The organism is Streptomyces sp. NPDC089915 (genome assembly GCF_040684675.1).
GTDB lineage: Bacteria > Actinomycetota > Actinomycetes > Streptomycetales > Streptomycetaceae > Streptomyces.
Genome location: NZ_JBFBGN010000002.1, coordinates 150,078 through 165,533 on the forward strand (window position 1 = coordinate 150,078; position 15,456 = coordinate 165,533).

The following is a 15,456-nucleotide window of genomic DNA, read 5'->3' on the forward strand; positions in this document are numbered from 1 at the left end:
AGCGCGCGCTTTCGCACGGTTGGTCTGCGTCACCCGCGCAGCCGCTCTTTCGATGCGCCGCGCTGCCCTCCGCACCCCTACCGTCCTGGCCCATGACCTCCTACTGGACCGAGCCTCAAGCCCGGGACGCCACCACCTACCGCCCTGAACAGGTCGAACGAGGACGCAGACTCGTCAGCCGTGACGACCTCCTGAAAGCAGAGCGACACCGGACCCGGATGGACCTCGGCGACCTGTTCCTCGAAGTCGCCCCCCACACCACCCCTGACTTCGACGGCACCCGACAACTCCTCGCCCGCTTCGCGTCGGAGATCGGCATCTCGCCGGAGTCCGCCCGCGAGTACCGCAAAGTCGCAGCAGCCTGCAGCCTCCCCGTACGCGAACGCGTCGCAGCCACCGGCGTGACCGTCTCCTACTCCGTGATCCGCGAAGCAGCCATCGACACCGCCGGATCAGGCCGCCCGCCGGCCGAACGCTGGGAGATCCTCCTGACGATGCTCGGCGACGCCGCCCGCACCGGAGAACGCGTCACCGCCCAGAAGTACCGCCAGGCCATCGGGGCACGCCTCACCGTCGACGCGGGCGCCGGCCTGACGCCAGCGCGGATCATCGCCCAGCTCGACCGCGACGACGTACGCGCCGCAGTAGTCGCCCACGTCACCGACCCGGCCTTCCTCCGCGAAGCGCTCCAGGAAGACCCCCTCACCGAGCTGCGCCTCCGCGCATCCCTCACCGACACACCTGCGCACCCCGCCGACCCCCCACAGCGGGACGACGCAACCGGCGACGAACGACTCCTGCACCAACTCCGACGCCACGTCCACACGCTGCGCCACGTCGTCCGCATGCCGCCCGAGCAAATCCTCAACATCGCCGACCGAGACACCCTCAACGAACTCACCGCAGCCGTCCACCACCTCTCCGAGTGGATCACCAAGATCGAGAACCGAAAGGCCGACGCACAGTGAGCCCCACCTCCCGCTTCTCCTCCACCTCCGCAGCCACCCGCCAGTGGATCGTCGACCACTACAAGGACCTCGCCCCCACGCACCCCGACGGCAGCCGCCGCATCAGCGCCTTCAACGAGATCCTCCTCACCGGCATCTGCGACGGCGACCTGTCCGCCATCGAATACAACAGCGCCCTCACCGGTCCCCACCTCGTCGCCCTCGACACCGAGATGATGGAGAAGCTCGCCGCCCTCATCAGCACCCCGGACGACCCGGACGGAGCCGACCAGACCAAGGCCGCCAAGCCCTCCGACGACGCCCCGAACAAGGGCAGCGACACCGCAGGCGGACCCGAGCCGACCGTCTGCGGCCCCGGCCCGCAGATCCCCCAGCAGCGCCCGCTGTTCGCCCTCGACCTCATCGAGGTGAAGATCCAGGACATCCGCTTGAAGATCCAGGGGATCGACACGGAATACCGGCGCCTGGTCGGCCAGGAACGCGACAGCCGCACGGTCCGCCGCATGATGCGCGCGGAGAAGCAGGTACTGGTCGAACAGCTCCGGAAGCTGATCGAGGCCAAAGCAGCAGCGAAGAACGCACCCGCCGCCGGCATCGACGACCTTCCCGCCCTCGGACTCGACCCCGACGCCCTCGGCCTCGACCTCACCCCGGCGGGAGCACCCGCATGAACGACTGGTGCGAACCCTTGTGGTCCTCCATGCAGTGGCACAACTACTGGAAGGACATGGCCCCAGTCCTCCAGCGCGAGCAGCCACGCGGGGCCCACATCGCCGACCTGGTCACCCCGGACGGATGCGTCATCGAAGTCCAGCACAAGAGCATGTCCGCCACGGAGATCAGCGGCCGGGAACTCGACCACGGCAACATGGTCTGGAACTTCGACGCCCGACACCTCTACCGGTCCGGACGCCTGGCCATCACCGGATCCCTGAACGGGCTCGTCACCTTCCGCTGGAAGAACCACCGCCGCACCATCAGATCCTGCCGACGGCCGATCTTCCTGGACCTGTGGACCATGAAGGGGACCTCGGAACGGGTCGTCCTGAAGGTAGGCCAGCTCCAGAGAGACGGCCGAGGAACCGCACACGTGATCCCACACCACTCCATGCGACTGTGGATCAGTGCCGGCATCCCCTATCGCCCCCTGACTGACCTCCCCTACTACCGCGGTCCGCTCCGGTGAGCGCCCCGATCCCCCGTACCGTGCCAATCGAACTCGACGGCGTGCTCCAATCGGTTCACGCCCACTACCACCGCGACGGCCGCCTCGTTGGGCGAATGGTCACCGACGCCGTCTTTCGGGCGATCTCCCCAACCGGGGAAACCTGCCCAGGCCCGGTCCGGATGGCCCTCCACCGCCCGCTCGCCAGCACCGACACTCGGCTTGTCGTGGTGGACAGCGCCGGAGTGCCCTGGGTCATGGCGTTCGGGACCTGGCACCAGACCACGCCCTACAAGATCACAGGCTTCTTCACGCCCGGCTGACCCATGCGCCGCCCCGGGCAACGTCCGGGGCGGCAGACCGCTGTCAGCTGGCTGATTCTGGCCGGAGTCTAAGCCGTGTGGGAGCGATGACGGCAGCGAGGGTCTTCGCGGCGTACAGCTCGCCACCCCACGCCTGCACGGAGCGTGGTGTGTCCCTGCGGGCGAACCGAAGCTCCAGCTCGCCGGCCTCGTCCTGGGTGCTCCTCAGCTTGACGAGGCACATCTCTCCCTGCCGGGCGCACGAACACCAGCGGTCCGTGACCTTGACGCGCATCCCCCATTCCGGGTCGGTCAGGAGGCCGACGAGTTCGTCGTGGTGGAGGGAGTCGGGGGTGGGCTGGTGGATGTGCTCGATGATCCACTGCTCCCCACCGTTCTCGGGGTTGGTCCAGGACGTGTTGGACAGGGCGATCCCGGCGGCAGACCACAGGCCCACCCGCCTGAGCAGTGCGCTGGCCAGCCAGGCGGAGGCCTCGGCGCGACGGGCCCGGGGCACCGCCCCGATTCCGGCACCAGCCACGTAGAGCAGTTCGCGGTGTGTCCAGGAGCGAGGCGACCCGAGGTGGCACAGGACGTCGCCCTCCTTCGCCGCTTCGTGTTGTTCCTTCTTCCACGCGGCCTTCCACGCCTTGGGACCGATCCCGGCAAGCCGGATCCGGGCGGATGTCCCCGGCAGGATCATCTCGACCCCCTTCTTCGAGGCAGGGAAGAAGCGTGCACCAGGAATGCCGTAGAACAGGCCGTCGGCGGTGAACCGGGGAGGAAGCAGGCCGGCCAGCTCACCAGCCAAGTAGTCGCCCTCGAAGTGGACAGTCAGACCGTCGGCTTCGGGACGCACCCAGGTGATGCCCCACGGACGGACCGGGTCGTACATCGGCCAGGCGACGCGGCGAAGCAGCCAGCGCTCCAGCAGCTCCTGCTGCGGGGAAGGCCGGGGAATCACCGCGGCCCTGCGCCGGATCGCTCCGGCGATCTGGTGAGTGCTCTGGTAGGGGAGACCGGTGTAGAGGGCGAGCCGTTCGGCATCACGCTGTAGCGCGGTGGTGGCCATGCGTACCTCGGCCGTCGACCCGTCCCGACACCGGCTCGCGACGGGTCGCGGGCTCGGACAATGGCAGTCAGCCGGCGTGGGCGGAGCCCACTTCTGCCCCCGCTGAGGACGTCCTCAAGGTCGGGCGGACGCCGGGGCACGGTCTCCTTGAGACCGATCCGCATTCCACCTCGCGAGCTGACCCGCTGGCAAGCGACACGCGGTACGCGACACTGCGAACACCAGTCCACCGGTGTGGCGAACGAGCAGGGCTGGCTGGGGCAGGACCTGCCGCCCTCCCAGCAGGTGCTGAGCGCACGGCCGGTGCCGCGAGAACGGGAAAGACACCGAGGGCGAGCACGGGAAGGTGCACCCCATCACCCGTGCGGCGGCCCGAACGACCACCGAAGCGCGCCACCTTCTTCTGCGTGGGGCGACGCTCGACGCCGCCCTACAATCCCTGAACTCGGGCGGCTTCCTGCGCCCAGTAGGCCTGGTTTTTCTGGAAGGCGATCGTGTCGGTGTGCTCCGCTCCGAGGATTCGGGTGCAGTCGGAGACAAGAGCCGCGTAGAGGTCGCGCGCGGCTGCCGGGTCGCCGGCTCCACCGACCCACCAGGCTTGGTGGTTGCGGGCTGTGAGGGTGTCGGGGTGGTCGGGTCCGAGGGCGCGGGTGAGATCCTGGATGAGGGCTGCGCCCAGGTCGCGCGCGGCTGAGGGGTTGCCGGTGACTCCGACATTCCAGGCGTGGTTGAGGCGGGCTGCGAGGGAGTTGTCGTGGTCGAGGCCGAGGACGCGCGTGTCGTCTGGGATGAGGGCTGCGCCCAGGTCGCGTTCGGCTGCCGGGTCACCGGCGTGGCCGACCCACGCGGCGTGGTTGCGGCGGGCTGTGAGGGTGAGGGGATGGTCGGGTCCGAGCACGCGCAAGTCGTCGGCGATGAGAGCTTCGCCCAGGTCGCGTGCGGCTGTCGCGTCTCCGGCCTGGCGGACCCACACGGCGTGGTTGCCGCGTTCCGAGAGTGTGTCGGGGTGGTCGGGTCCGAGGGCGCGGGTGAGGTCCGGGATGAGGGCTGCGCTCAGGTCGCGTGCGGTTGCCGGGTCGCCGGCGTGGCCGACCCACGCGGCGCGGTTGCTGCGGGCGGCGATGGTGTTGGTGTGGTCGGGTCCGAGGGCGCGGGTGAGGTCCGGGATGAGGGCTGCGCTCAGGTCGCGTGCGGTTGCCGGGTCGCCGGCTTCGCCGACCCGCCTGGCGTGGTTGAGACGGGCAGCGAGGGTGCTGGGGTGGTCGGGTCCGAGGGCGCGGGTGAGGTCCGGGATGAGGGCTTCGTAGAGGTCGCGTGCGGTTGCCGGGTCGCCGGCCTCGCCGACCCACCAAGCGTGGTTGCGACGATTGGTGAGGGTGCTGGGGTGGTCGGGTCCGAGGGCGCGGGTGAGGTCCGGGATGAGAGCTGCGCTCAGGTCGCGTGCGCTCGCCGGGTCGCCTGCCTCGCCGACCCACAGGGCGTGGTTGAGACAGGCTGCAAGGGTGTCGCGGTGGTCGGGTCCGAGGGCGCGGGTGAGGTCGGGTCCGAGGGCTGCCTCCAGGTCGCGTGCGGTCGCCGGGTCGCCGGTGAGCGCCACCCACACGGCGTGATTGAGGCGGGCCGTGAGGGTGCTGTAGTGGTCAGAGCCTAGGGAGTGCGTGGCGACTTCGATGATGGCGGCACCCAGGTCTCGCGCTCTGACGGGATCGCTTTCAGCGGCTGTCTTTGCCTGTTGGAGGAGTTCGTCTACGAACGTGGCCCCACTGGGCACCGACCCCTGGGAGGCGGTGTCGGGCTCCGGGACGCGAGCGGCAGCCGCCAGCGTCTCGCGCACTGTGTGGGCGTCGGCTGGTCGGTCCTGAGCAGCCTTCTCAAGGAGTGCCAGAACGAGTGTTTCGAGGGGTTGCGGGATCTCAGGACGGAGCATCCGCGGCGGGACGGGCGCCTCGTATGAGTGCTGGTACATCAGGGCGAAGCGGTCGCCGGTGAAGGGCGGCGTCCCGGTGAGCATGGCGTACAGCAGGCATCCGAAGGCGTACAGGTCGCAGCGCGCGTTGATGCTTTCGCCGCGCCATTGTTCGGGTGCCATGTACGGGGGTGTCCCGGGGAACTGGTTGTCCAGGGTCAGGCCGGCGGTGGAGTCGACGGCTCGGGCGATCCCGAAGTCGCAGATCTTCACCCGCCCCTGGTGGAGGAAGACGTTCGCCGGTTTCAGGTCGCGGTGCACGACGCCCTGGTCGTGGGCCGCGGCGAGAGCGTCGATGATCTGGAGCGCCAGGCTGATGGCGTCCGCGATGGGTAACCCGTCCGGTGACTCGGCGAGCAGGGCGGCCAGGTCGCGGCCGTCGAGAAGTTCCATCACGATGAACAGCCGTCCCGCCTCACGCCCGACGTCGTGCACCACCGTGATCCCGGGATGGTGCAGCCGGGCCCCGATCATGGCCTCTCTGCGGAAGCGACTCACCGCACGCGCGTCTTCGCGATCATCGTGCAGGATCTTCACGGCGACCACGCGTTGGAGATGCTCGTCGAAGGCCCGCCACACCTGGCCCATGCCGCCCTGCCCCAGCCGCTCGACCAGCTTGTACCGGTCGGCAAGACGCTTCCCCGCCTCCACAACACCCCCCACGTCATCGCGGGCCACCCCTGCCCGCAGAGCCCACCCAGACGCAGCACCGGGCAGCTGAAGAATCTTCCGTCGATGCCCACCGAAGAGCAAGGTCGAGCGCGTGGACGCTGTCGCGGGTCGGCCGCGTTCGGCCGCCGTTGAGTGCCTGTTTCTGAACCCCCGACACCACCCCGAGCACGCAGCCCACCTGATGGAGACGCTGCAGCGCTCCGGCCTCCCCCAAGACAATCCCGAGACGTGAGCCCGACAGACCTCGCGTCGAAGATGCAAGAGCTATGTCAGCGACCCGGCCCGCCAGCCGAATGGTGGAGTGGTCATGCGGGGGCCGGTGTCCAGGACCGTCCGGATTCCGCTCGATCAGTTGTGCTCCGTGCTGTCGGCTGCTGGACTTGGGGTGCGCCCCGGGCGCCAGCTCGGGGCGGGACCGACGAACCGGAGGATTCCATGCGATTCACCAGGACCGGGAAGCGTGCCTCGGCCGCCGCGCTCGCCATGGTGGCGATGGGCGTGATCGGAGTGGGGAGCGCGACCTCGGCGCAGGCCGCCGAGGGCTCCTGGTTTATCCGCAGCGGCGGCTGCACCGCGTTAGAGAAGGTCGAACTCCACAGTGGCCACGACTACATGGCGATCGATCCGACCGCCGCCCCCAATGGCTGTGAGTTCGGCATCAGGAACTTGAGCACCGGCGGGTGGGCGTACGGCCCGACCACCAGCCCCAGCCAGTCGCCCTGGGTGTACGACGGCCCGGGCGTATCCCTGAAGGCGTGTTTGTGGGGGCCCTTCAGCGCAGAGGTGTGCGGCCCGGCCAACTGAGCCGCCAACAGCGCGCGCTACTCGGCCAGGTAGTTGGCGGGCAGGCTGATCTGTCCGTACTCGGTGGACCGGTCGGCCAGCGCCTGGCGCAGTGCCGGCTCGGGGTCGCAGAAACGGGGCGGGCTCGGGATGTGCTGGTCCTGGCCGAGGTCCTCGTGGTCCGGTCCACCGACCTTCCCCGCCCAACCTCCAGGCCGAGTTCCCGGTGGGGAACGTTCCGCCCGCTCCACACGCCCCTGCACTTCCGTTTGCCGAACGGTCACAGTGACCGTTCGGCAAACGCTTCCGCGAACTTCGCGATCCGGACACTGGCGGGCTGGCCTGCGGCTTCCGGGTTCAGAAACAGGTACTGAAGCCGTGCCGGGCCCGGCCGCGCTCCGTGCCGGGGTGGCCTATGAGCAGAAGCTCGACGGTCACCGGGCGATCTTGTTCACTACGGCCGGTCTGGGCGGGGCGGTGGTGGTGCAGCCCTGGCGCGGTGCGCTGGTCCAGGACCGCTGGCCCGACCCGGTGGCTGCCGCCCAGGTGCAGCTTCCCGCCGGCCTCGTCCTGGACGGTGAGCTGGTCGCCTGGGATACCGAGGCCGGCGCGTTGTCGTTCGGGGCGTTGCAGCGCCGGGCCGCCACCCGCGCTCGCGGCGCCGCCGCCCTCGCCGCGAAGTGGCCGGCCTACTTCGTGGCCTTCGATGTCCTCCAGCAGGGCGGCCAGGAGCTGCTCACGCGCCCGTACGCCGCACCCTTCTCGAAGGCCTCTTCGTCGACCGTCCTCGCCTCTTCGCCGAGGGCCGCCAGCAGGCCCGTGGTGGTGACCATGGTGTCCAGCTGGGCCTGGGCGGCGGTGAGGCCCCTGCATGTATCGCTTGTGCTGCGCCTGCAAGGATCGAGTCGGCGCGGCACGAGTTGTCAGGGGAGGACATGGTGGACGAGTTCGGTATATGGGTGTTGAGCACCGGCAGGGGTGCCAATCAGGCCGCCGCGTGGGTCGCGAACAGCACATGCGCGACGAACTACTGGGAGGCCGGGTTTATCGCGCCCGGCGCCGACCCCGAGGACGTTCGCGCCGCCATGGGCCGTGCCTACAAGAAGGACCCGTCGACGTGCGGGACGAGGGCCGGACAGCTGTTGCGGTTCCTGTCCCCGGACCGGATCGGTGATTGGGTCGTCATCGCCGACGACACCAGCGCGTACATCGGCGAGATCACCGGCGAGGCCACGTTCGATGAGACGGAGGGCGCGGTCTTCCCGCGCCGCCGTGCCGTGGACTGGCAGATCACCGTCCCCCGCAAATCCCTGCCGCGGTACTCCACTCAAGCGGCCGGCGGGACGTTCCAGCAGCTGCTCGCGGACAACCGGGAGCCTGTCGAAGCGCTGATCAACGCCCACCAGAACGAGAAGCGGCGGCTCGTCGGCGTCCCCTACCGCAAAGCCCGCACGGACAGCACCGTCGCCCCCTCGATGCCGGTGGCTCCGGACCCGGCCCTGATCGAGCGCGCCCGCAACACCCACGCGCGGCTGCAGAACGCGCTCGCCGACGCCGCCGAAGTTCGCGGGTTCGTGCCCCGCTCGCCGGCCCCCGAGGAGCCCGACTACGACCTGGTGCTCACAGGCCTGGACGGCGAGCGGCTCATCCTGTGCGAAGTCAAATCCCTCCCTGAGGGCGCGGACACGGCCCAGCTCCGCTCGGCGGTCGGGCAGCTGCTGGAGTACGCCGACCACTTCCGAGACCATGATGGCCTGCGCCTGCTGCTGTGGGTCGAGCGAGAGCCCGCCGATGTAGAGGCGTGGCTGCGGATCTGCTCGCGCGCCGACATCACCCTGGGCTGGCCCGGGATGGAGGACGCCATCCTCACCTTGCCTTGACCGTAAGCGGTCTGAGGGAGAGTCGGGGACCTCCAATCGCTACGGCGCGTGTCGGGGGCGGATCGGGTCAACGGCGCTGTCGGGTTCGACAGCGTCGCACCGTGGGGCGGTCCCGGTGCGAGAAGGGCCCGCCGCACGAGCCGGTCTGCCCACCGGCTTCCCGCCCGGCAGGAACGGTGTCGGCCACGCCACCCAGAACCGCCCCGGCACTGGAACGTGCTCCACGCCGGGGAAGCCGCTGCCGACCAGCGCCCACGGTTCTGCAACGGCGCGCAGGTGCCCGGCCGCCTTGTCCGCCAGCGTGTAGCCGCTGACGTGGCGGCCCACGTAGGCGGCGAGTTCCTCCGGCCCGATCCACCCCCAGGCGAGGCACGCCGCCGGATCCAGGCCGTCGGCCTCGAAGGCGATCACCGCGTCCCGGCACACCCCGGCCATGCCACGTCGGGAACCGGTGGCGATCAGCAGCCGCTCACCAGCCGCCAGGTTGTGAGACAGGGCCCCGCCGGTCGGTGACCGGCGGGGCCTGCGCGTGCGCTGGGGTCAGTCCCAGCCGCTGAGTCCGCTCTGCCCCGGAAAAAGCGTCTTGCAGTCTTCAAAGCGCAGCTCGGTGCTGCTCGATGACTCCTCGCAGCGCTGCCGGTCGTTGAGCGGGGCGTCCTCGCCGAGCGCGACGCTCGCTACGATCACGACCAGCAAGATCAGCGCGCCCAGAATTGAGTTTCCGACAAGGGCGGGGTGCCTGTTGATCCAGTCCGCTGCCGCCACCCATGACTCCTTTCGACGGTCGCGCCGCCGCGCAGTAGCGCACACCCGGGCAGAGATGTGAAGAGCCCCCGCCAGGCTTTCGGCTGGCGGGGGTTCAGTGATTGCTCAGGTTCCCCTGTGCCAGGGGTGGCCCTCGTTGACGAATTTGTCGTTCCAGGCGTAGCAGAGGATGGGGAACTTCAGCTCGTGGAGGGCGAGGCGAGCGGTCTTGACTCCGGAGGGCCGATGCCCGGTCGCCTCTTCGACCAGCGTCACCACGTAGTAGAGGTTCGGGCCCACGAGGGCGAACCACTCGGGGTTGGCCATGGTGGTGCTGTGGGCCGGGACGAGCCGGGCGGCCGCGGCCTCGACCTGCTCGCGGGTGACCTTCTTCCGCTCGCCGGCGGAGACGAACTCGGCGGTGCTCATGCGCTGCTCCTATCGCTTCGCGGTGATGGTGAGCTGGGCGGCTCCGGCCTGGCCGTCGTCATCGATCCGCAGGGTGACGCCCTCGGTGTTCAGGTAGGCGGGCGGGGTGGAGGCGGCGGCGATCAGCCGGGCGGTGTTCTCCTTGACGAAGGCGGTGGCCTGCGCGGCATCCATGCCGGGGACGGCGAGGGCGGTGACGCACTTCTCGAAGAAGCCGGTCACCTTGGTTTCCTGGCCGGTGGCCTCCTGAGCCTTGCAGGAGGCGTTCATGACGGCACCGTCGCTGGCATAGGCGATGGCGGTGGCCTTCAGGTAGAGGCCCTCCTGGGTGCTCCGCTGGCTCTTGCCTTTCCAGTCCTTGAACGCCTCGGGGCCGCCGGGCGGCGTGTACTGCTCGCCCTTGGACTCGAACTTGATCCCCTGGCCTTCCAATGCGGCCGCCCAGGCCGTGAGGTTGATGCCGGACAAGGTGGCGACCGGCCGCGTGGCGGACGGCTTCGGCGCGGCCTTGGGCTTCGCCTTTGCATCGGTGTCGTCCGCCGGGCCGAGGGCCAGGCCGAGCGCGATGAGGAGCACGAGGCCGCCCACCAGGCTGCCGCCGCAGCCCAGGGCGATCTTCTTCCCCTTGCCCATCGGGGGCTTCGTCGGCGGAGGGGTGGGCTGGCCGTACTGGTTCTGCGTCATGGCTGTGCTTTCTGGGTGGAGGTGCGATCCGGCTGCGCGGGCGTGTCTGACCGGCGCCGGTGACTGCTGAGCGAGTGGGAGAGCATGGGGGGTGCCCGTCTTCGACCGGCGGGCACCCCACGGGGCGGGCGCTAGCCCAGGCTGGCCTTCCACTGGCCGCCCTGGGCTTCGGCGGCGGTGGCGGTGATCTTTCCTCGGCGGCCGACCTCGACCGCGTAGAACGGTCGGTCGGCCGGGAGGTTCGTGATGCCGATCGAGTAGGTGCAGCCGCTGGTGCCGGACTCGCCCCTGCCCAGGGTTCCCGTGCCGATCACGGTGTTCTTGTCGTCGTAGACGGTGACCTGGGTGCTGGAGCGGATATCGGTGTAACCGCTGGAGCCCCGGCATCCGCCGGCGGTGCTGTCGGTCGTGAAATTGCTGTAGCCGTTGAGCTTGAACGTGCCGGTCAGCGTGAACGTCGCGGGGCCGGTGGGCGAGGCTCCCGCGCCGGGCTGCTCCTGGCCGTCGTCACCGCTCGCCGTAACCGCGAGGGTCCCGAGGACCCCGAGGGCGAGACCGGCGGCTCCGGTGATCACCGGGACGACCCACGTCCGGCGGCCGGTCGGCTCCGGAACGGACGGCGGGACGGGCCCGGGGTAGCCGTACGCGGGTCCCGCCGGCGGCTGGGGGCTGGTCATGGGCTGCTGCTCCTATGTTCGTAGGGTGGTCGGTGCAGGCGCCCGCCGGATAGGTCCCGGCAGGCGCCTGTCTGCCCTGGCGGGCCATCAGGGCTTGGGCGGCTGGCCGCCCCACTGCGGGGGCGGGACCGGGCCGGGGCAGCCGCAGCCGCCGGGCTGCTGCTGTCCGTGAGAGGGGTGGGGCACGTCGTGATCCGTTTCGTGCAGGGGTGTCAGACCCCACCGGCCGGCGGGGCCGCATCTGGGAGTTGGGCTGCTACTGCCGGGCCGGGGTCATCCGGGCCAGGGCTGCGAGGGCCGCACCGTAGTCGGGGCCAGGGCTGTCTTCTGCCCGCTCTACCCGCAGCCGTTGGGCGCGCCGGTCGGCGGCCTCACGACGGACCTCCGGCAGACTACGCGCCGGTAGCGGCACGGATTGCCACTGGGTCACTCTGCGCCGCAACGTGGCTGAAACTCCTCTACCGGCGGCCGCGAGGCGTTCCGCGGACCGGCAGACGACCCGGTACAGGTACGCCTTCGCGTGGGCGTCCCACCGCTCCTCGACCCGCAGGCCGGTGAAGGTCCGGCCGACGTGGGGGCGCAGGATCCGGCGGCCGAGGGCGCGGTGACCGATGCGCCGGTCGTCGTCGCCCTCGGCCGTGGGGATGAGGTCCTGGAGGACGGGGTGGGCGGTGATCTGCGAGGCGCACGGCCAGCCGCCGCCGAGGAGTTCGCGGACGGCGCCGAGGAACCGGCCGTAGTCGGTGACGGTCGCCTCCAGGGCGGCGATCTGCTCGGTCCGAGGCGCTCGGCGAGGTGGCGCAGACGGCCGCGATCGCCTTCCGGCTGATGCTGACGATCTCCGACGCCGTACGCCGCGCCGCCCAGAAACTCCGCCAGGGCCAGGAGGAAGAACTCGCCGAGGCGGAGGAGAAGCTCGCCCCGGGCTGGGCCGCCGACGCACTGCGCCCGCTCCTCGACCGGGGGGTGCTGGAGGGGCTGATGGCGGATCCGGGCTGGCCGGCCATGGCCGGCCAGCTGGTGCTGCTGCAGAAAGCCGGAGTCGACCTGAGCGCGTTCCTCCCCCAGGTCGGGCAGGTCACCCAGAGCGTCTACCGGGCGGTCGAGGCCAACCAGGCCCGGATCAGCGCGGCGGGCACCGACCGGTGGGCCGACCTCCTCAAGAAGACGATGCCCGAGGGTCTGGTCCGCGACGCGATCCTGGCCTCCCCGGCCTGGCCGGACATGGCCGCCAAGATGGCCCTCCTCGACCGGCAAGGTGTCGACGTCGCCGGCTTCCTGACGGCCGCGCACGGCCAGGGCGTCGGCGTCGACCGGGCGGTCGCCGCCCTCCTGGCCCAGCAGGGCGCCGCCGCTCCGGCAGCCGGCCCCGCGGCCGCGTCCGGGGTGCCCGCCGCACGGCCCGCGCCCGCGCCCGCCCCTGCCGCTCCCGGTCCGGCCGCGGCCCGGAAGCCGGTGGCGGCGAGCGCGGACGCCCGTTCGGTGTGGGGGCCGTTGACCGAGGGCCTGACCGTCCCGAACGACCTGGACCTGTCCGACCGGTCCGCCGCACTTGAGCGGCTCGGCGTCTCATCGGCGGCGAACAGCCGGCTGGTGACGATCACGAAGGAGCAGATCGGCTCCGAGCGGGACACGGCCCTGCTGGTTGCGACCCGGGCCTGGCCCCTGCTCGCGGCCCGCATGGCCGACGTCGCCCGCGGCCCGGAAGGAGAGCAGGGACTGCGCGACCGCCTGAAGGCCGGACTGAGGGACAACATCGCCTGGCGGCAGGGCTCGTCCGCCGACATCACACGCCGCCTGGTCGGCGCGACCCTGCGCGCCCTGACCACCCCGCCCGGCGTCCCGGTCCCCGACGGCCCCACTGTCTCCGTTGCCGCCGCCCGCTCCCGTTCCACCACCACCGGCGCCGGCGCCGCTCCCGGCCAGGCCGCGCCCGCCGCGGCGGCCGTCGCCCCGCACCGCCGGCAGGCCGGGCCCTCCACCGGCAGGAGCCGCGCGCGGTGACGGTGGTGCCTCATCCGGCGCACGGCCGCCCCTGCCGTCGCGGCGACCGCGTCGTGGACACGAGGCCGTACTCCGCTCCCGTCAGTCCCGTCACGGAGGGATGATGGAAAGAGGCGGCCCCCCGGGGTCTCCTACGGCCCGTGAGACCGGGCGCACCAGCAGGTCCGCTTCCACCCGTGGATACGGGAGCGCTCCCACCGTAAGAGCGGTTCCCTCTATGGAAGCGCCCCTCCCGGGGCCCGGTAACGGATAGCCGACCGGCTCGTGGACGCTGACCTGCCCCTTCCCGCGCCCACTCCACGCCCGCCGCCGGGCCGGCCACCGCCGAACCCGGCACCACTGCGCCCCGGCCGGGGGGTTCCCGGATGTGGGAACCGTGCCGCCCCTGGTGATAGACGTGTCCCATATATGGGAACGTCCCAGGTCAGGGCCATGCCTGGCCCGCACCGCGAGTTGGGGAGGTCCGCTAACCGGTTAGCGGACCTCTGCCGGAGCGGGGCGGGGGAAATACGGCAGGGCCGGCCCCGGGAGAGGGGTCGGCCCTGCGTGTGCGGTACGCGCGCTGCAACGCGGTGCCGCGGGGTCCCTGTCTGCGAAGTCACCAGCATTCGAGGGGTCCTGCCGGTTTCCCGGCCGGTTCTGCACCCCACGGTGCCCTGCCGGATCCCAGCAGTGCAACCGGTGCTTGGACGGACTCGGACGAATGGGCCGGGGATGCAGCAAGACTGCGGGGAACCGTAGGCGTTCTGCAGGGTTGTGAGGCGCGGGCGGAACTGCCGACGGACCCCGGCCTGAGGATCATGGCAGGTCAGAGGCCTTCTGAGCGAGGTGCGTGAATGCCTGTCAGGCCTTGGACGCCAGCGGACGAATCAACCGGCATTCCACGCATTCGGGATGAGGCGGGCCTGGTACGGCTTAGGTCGTGCGAGCCGGTGCTGCCATCCTGGTGCTCCCGGGAACCGGCGACTGCAATCGCCCCCGGGAATACGCCACTTGGCGCGAAGTCACCAGCGGGGAGGGGGCACACCCGTGTGCCCCCTCCCCCCACCCGATGAGAGCCGGGCTTCCCCCGTGCTCACAGACGAGGAGGTCCGTATGGAACTGGAGAACGGCCGTCCGCGGGGACGGCGCGCGGGCACGGCTCCCCGGCCCGGCACGGTGGCCGCGATGACGATGCCGCAGGCGGCGGTCGTGTGCGTGGTCCTGGTCCTCGCCGTGGTGCTGCGCCTGTACGGGAAGATGCAGATGACGGAGATCTTCCAGCTCCTGGGCGGCGCGGCCGGGATCGGCATGCTGACCGTCTTCACCCTCACCCCGAGCGGGCGCGGCGTCGTGGCCGCCGCCGTCCGCGGCGCCCTCCAGGCCGGCCGATAGAGGGGGCGCGGACATGGGACGCCGTGAACTCCCCGTCGACCGCGCCGTGCCGGCCTTCGCCGCCCTGGCCACCGCCCTGCGCGAACTGCGCGCCGGAGCGGGGCTGACCTACGACGAGCTCGCGGTGAAGACCGGGCTCTCGCCGACCGCCCTCAAGCGCGCCCTCGCGGGCAGGACCCTGCCGTCCCGGGAGAGCGTCACCGCGATCAGCGAGGCCTGCGGCGGATCCGACGCGGTCCTCAAGCTGTGGAGGCAGGCACGGATCGCCGGGCGCGGACGCCTGCCGCAGCTGCGCCGACCGGCTGCGCCCGAGCTCGCCACCACCCGGGGTGACTTGAGCGAGGCGCTGCAGTTCTTCTACGAAAGGGCCGGCGCACCGTCCCTGCGCCGGCTCCAGGCCCTGGCGGGCGGTGCGCACCTGCTGCCGGTCAGCTCGGCGGCCAGGATCATCAACCGGCAGGCGCTGCCGGCCAGCCGCCAGCAGTGCGTGGCCTTCCTGACCGCCTGCGAGGTCGGCCCCGGCCTGCTGCGGCTCTGGGCGGACGCCTTTACCCGGATCACCAGCCCACGGACCCGGACGTCGACGGAGCTGGAGACCGCACTCGCCATCACGTGGTCGGACGTTGAGAACGGCGGTAGTGGAAACTGGGCGGAATTGCGTCGGATGCATCATCCGACGTAGCTGAACCCGAAGCGTGATCTCTGTGAGGGAGGGGCGTTGGCCCTGGGCCGGCGC

The 15,456-nt window shown here is 71.0% G+C and carries 18 protein-coding genes; 10 read left to right on the forward strand and 8 right to left on the reverse strand.

The annotated features are described in order from the left end of the window. Window positions 1-92 precede the first annotated feature (92 nt). Genes AB0O29_RS01560 through AB0O29_RS01575 form a run of 4 tightly spaced genes read left to right on the forward strand, consistent with a single transcriptional unit; the run spans window position 93 to window position 2,456 of the window. On the forward strand, window positions 93-968 hold the full coding sequence (locus AB0O29_RS01560; protein ID WP_365144316.1) for a hypothetical protein: 876 nt from the start codon (window positions 93-95) through the stop codon (window positions 966-968). Continuing rightward, entirely contained in the window at window positions 965-1,639 is a 675-nt protein-coding gene (locus AB0O29_RS01565; protein ID WP_365144319.1) for a hypothetical protein, read from the forward strand. Before AB0O29_RS01560 ends, AB0O29_RS01565 begins: the two co-directional genes overlap by 4 nt. Continuing rightward, window positions 1,636-2,154, forward strand: coding sequence for a hypothetical protein (locus AB0O29_RS01570; protein WP_365144322.1), 519 nt, complete (start codon window positions 1,636-1,638; stop codon window positions 2,152-2,154). Before AB0O29_RS01565 ends, AB0O29_RS01570 begins: the two co-directional genes overlap by 4 nt. 20 nt (window positions 2,155-2,174) lie before the next feature. Further along, window positions 2,175-2,456: a hypothetical protein gene (locus AB0O29_RS01575; RefSeq protein WP_365144325.1), complete on the forward strand. Its 282-nt coding sequence runs from the start codon at window positions 2,175-2,177 to the stop codon at window positions 2,454-2,456. Between the two features lie 43 nt (window positions 2,457-2,499). Here AB0O29_RS01575 and AB0O29_RS01580 read toward each other — a convergent pair whose 3' ends face one another. Next, entirely contained in the window at window positions 2,500-3,507 is a 1,008-nt protein-coding gene (locus tag AB0O29_RS01580) for a hypothetical protein (protein ID WP_365144327.1), read from the reverse strand. A 430-nt stretch (window positions 3,508-3,937) separates the two neighbouring features. Then, complete coding sequence (locus tag AB0O29_RS01585; RefSeq protein ID WP_365144329.1) at window positions 3,938-6,124, reverse strand: serine/threonine-protein kinase; 2,187 nt, start codon at window positions 6,122-6,124, stop codon at window positions 3,938-3,940. Between the two features lie 456 nt (window positions 6,125-6,580). Here AB0O29_RS01585 and AB0O29_RS01590 point away from each other — a divergent pair, with 456 nt between their 5' ends. Further along, a complete protein-coding gene (locus tag AB0O29_RS01590; RefSeq protein ID WP_365144332.1) occupies window positions 6,581-6,949 on the forward strand; it encodes a hypothetical protein in 369 nt (122 codons plus the stop codon). 17 nt (window positions 6,950-6,966) lie between these two features. Here the strand turns inward: AB0O29_RS01590 and AB0O29_RS01595 are convergent, their stop codons facing one another. Then, window positions 6,967-7,191: a hypothetical protein gene (locus AB0O29_RS01595; protein ID WP_365144335.1), complete on the reverse strand. Its 225-nt coding sequence runs from the start codon at window positions 7,189-7,191 to the stop codon at window positions 6,967-6,969. A gap of 145 nt (window positions 7,192-7,336) precedes the next feature. On the opposite strand from AB0O29_RS01595, the gene AB0O29_RS01600 reads away from it, so the two are divergent. Continuing rightward, on the forward strand, window positions 7,337-7,894 hold the full coding sequence (locus AB0O29_RS01600) for a hypothetical protein (protein WP_365144338.1): 558 nt from the start codon (window positions 7,337-7,339) through the stop codon (window positions 7,892-7,894). Beyond that, complete coding sequence (locus AB0O29_RS01605) at window positions 7,864-8,808, forward strand: hypothetical protein (protein WP_365144341.1); 945 nt, start codon at window positions 7,864-7,866, stop codon at window positions 8,806-8,808. Before AB0O29_RS01600 ends, AB0O29_RS01605 begins: the two co-directional genes overlap by 31 nt. 39 nt (window positions 8,809-8,847) lie before the next feature. Here the strand turns inward: AB0O29_RS01605 and AB0O29_RS01610 are convergent, their stop codons facing one another. The 5 genes from AB0O29_RS01610 to AB0O29_RS01630 all read right to left on the reverse strand — a co-directional run bounded on the left by AB0O29_RS01610 (window position 8,848) and on the right by AB0O29_RS01630 (window position 11,342). Further along, window positions 8,848-9,219, reverse strand: a complete 372-nt coding sequence (locus AB0O29_RS01610; RefSeq protein WP_365144344.1) for a hypothetical protein — start codon at window positions 9,217-9,219, stop codon at window positions 8,848-8,850. A gap of 129 nt (window positions 9,220-9,348) precedes the next feature. Further along, window positions 9,349-9,573 (reverse strand): hypothetical protein, encoded by a 225-nt coding sequence (locus tag AB0O29_RS01615; protein ID WP_365144347.1) that lies wholly within the window; start codon window positions 9,571-9,573, stop codon window positions 9,349-9,351. Window positions 9,574-9,678: 105 nt separating this feature from the next. Continuing rightward, window positions 9,679-9,981: a hypothetical protein gene (locus tag AB0O29_RS01620; protein ID WP_365144350.1), complete on the reverse strand. Its 303-nt coding sequence runs from the start codon at window positions 9,979-9,981 to the stop codon at window positions 9,679-9,681. Window positions 9,982-9,990: 9 nt separating this feature from the next. Next, complete coding sequence (locus tag AB0O29_RS01625) at window positions 9,991-10,665, reverse strand: hypothetical protein (RefSeq protein WP_365144353.1); 675 nt, start codon at window positions 10,663-10,665, stop codon at window positions 9,991-9,993. A gap of 131 nt (window positions 10,666-10,796) precedes the next feature. Beyond that, window positions 10,797-11,342 (reverse strand): hypothetical protein, encoded by a 546-nt coding sequence (locus tag AB0O29_RS01630; RefSeq protein ID WP_365144356.1) that lies wholly within the window; start codon window positions 11,340-11,342, stop codon window positions 10,797-10,799. Between the two features lie 795 nt (window positions 11,343-12,137). Between AB0O29_RS01630 and AB0O29_RS01635 the strand changes: the two genes are divergently transcribed. From AB0O29_RS01635 to AB0O29_RS01645, 3 genes are all read left to right on the forward strand, one after another. Beyond that, window positions 12,138-13,346 carry a hypothetical protein gene (locus AB0O29_RS01635; protein WP_365144359.1) on the forward strand — a complete coding sequence of 403 codons (1,209 nt, stop codon included), beginning with the start codon at window positions 12,138-12,140 and terminating at the stop codon, window positions 13,344-13,346. A 1,095-nt stretch (window positions 13,347-14,441) separates the two neighbouring features. Next, window positions 14,442-14,720, forward strand: coding sequence for a hypothetical protein (locus tag AB0O29_RS01640; RefSeq protein WP_365144362.1), 279 nt, complete (start codon window positions 14,442-14,444; stop codon window positions 14,718-14,720). A 13-nt stretch (window positions 14,721-14,733) separates the two neighbouring features. Next, window positions 14,734-15,402 (forward strand): helix-turn-helix domain-containing protein, encoded by a 669-nt coding sequence (locus AB0O29_RS01645; protein ID WP_365144364.1) that lies wholly within the window; start codon window positions 14,734-14,736, stop codon window positions 15,400-15,402. Window positions 15,403-15,456: the final 54 nt, after the last annotated feature.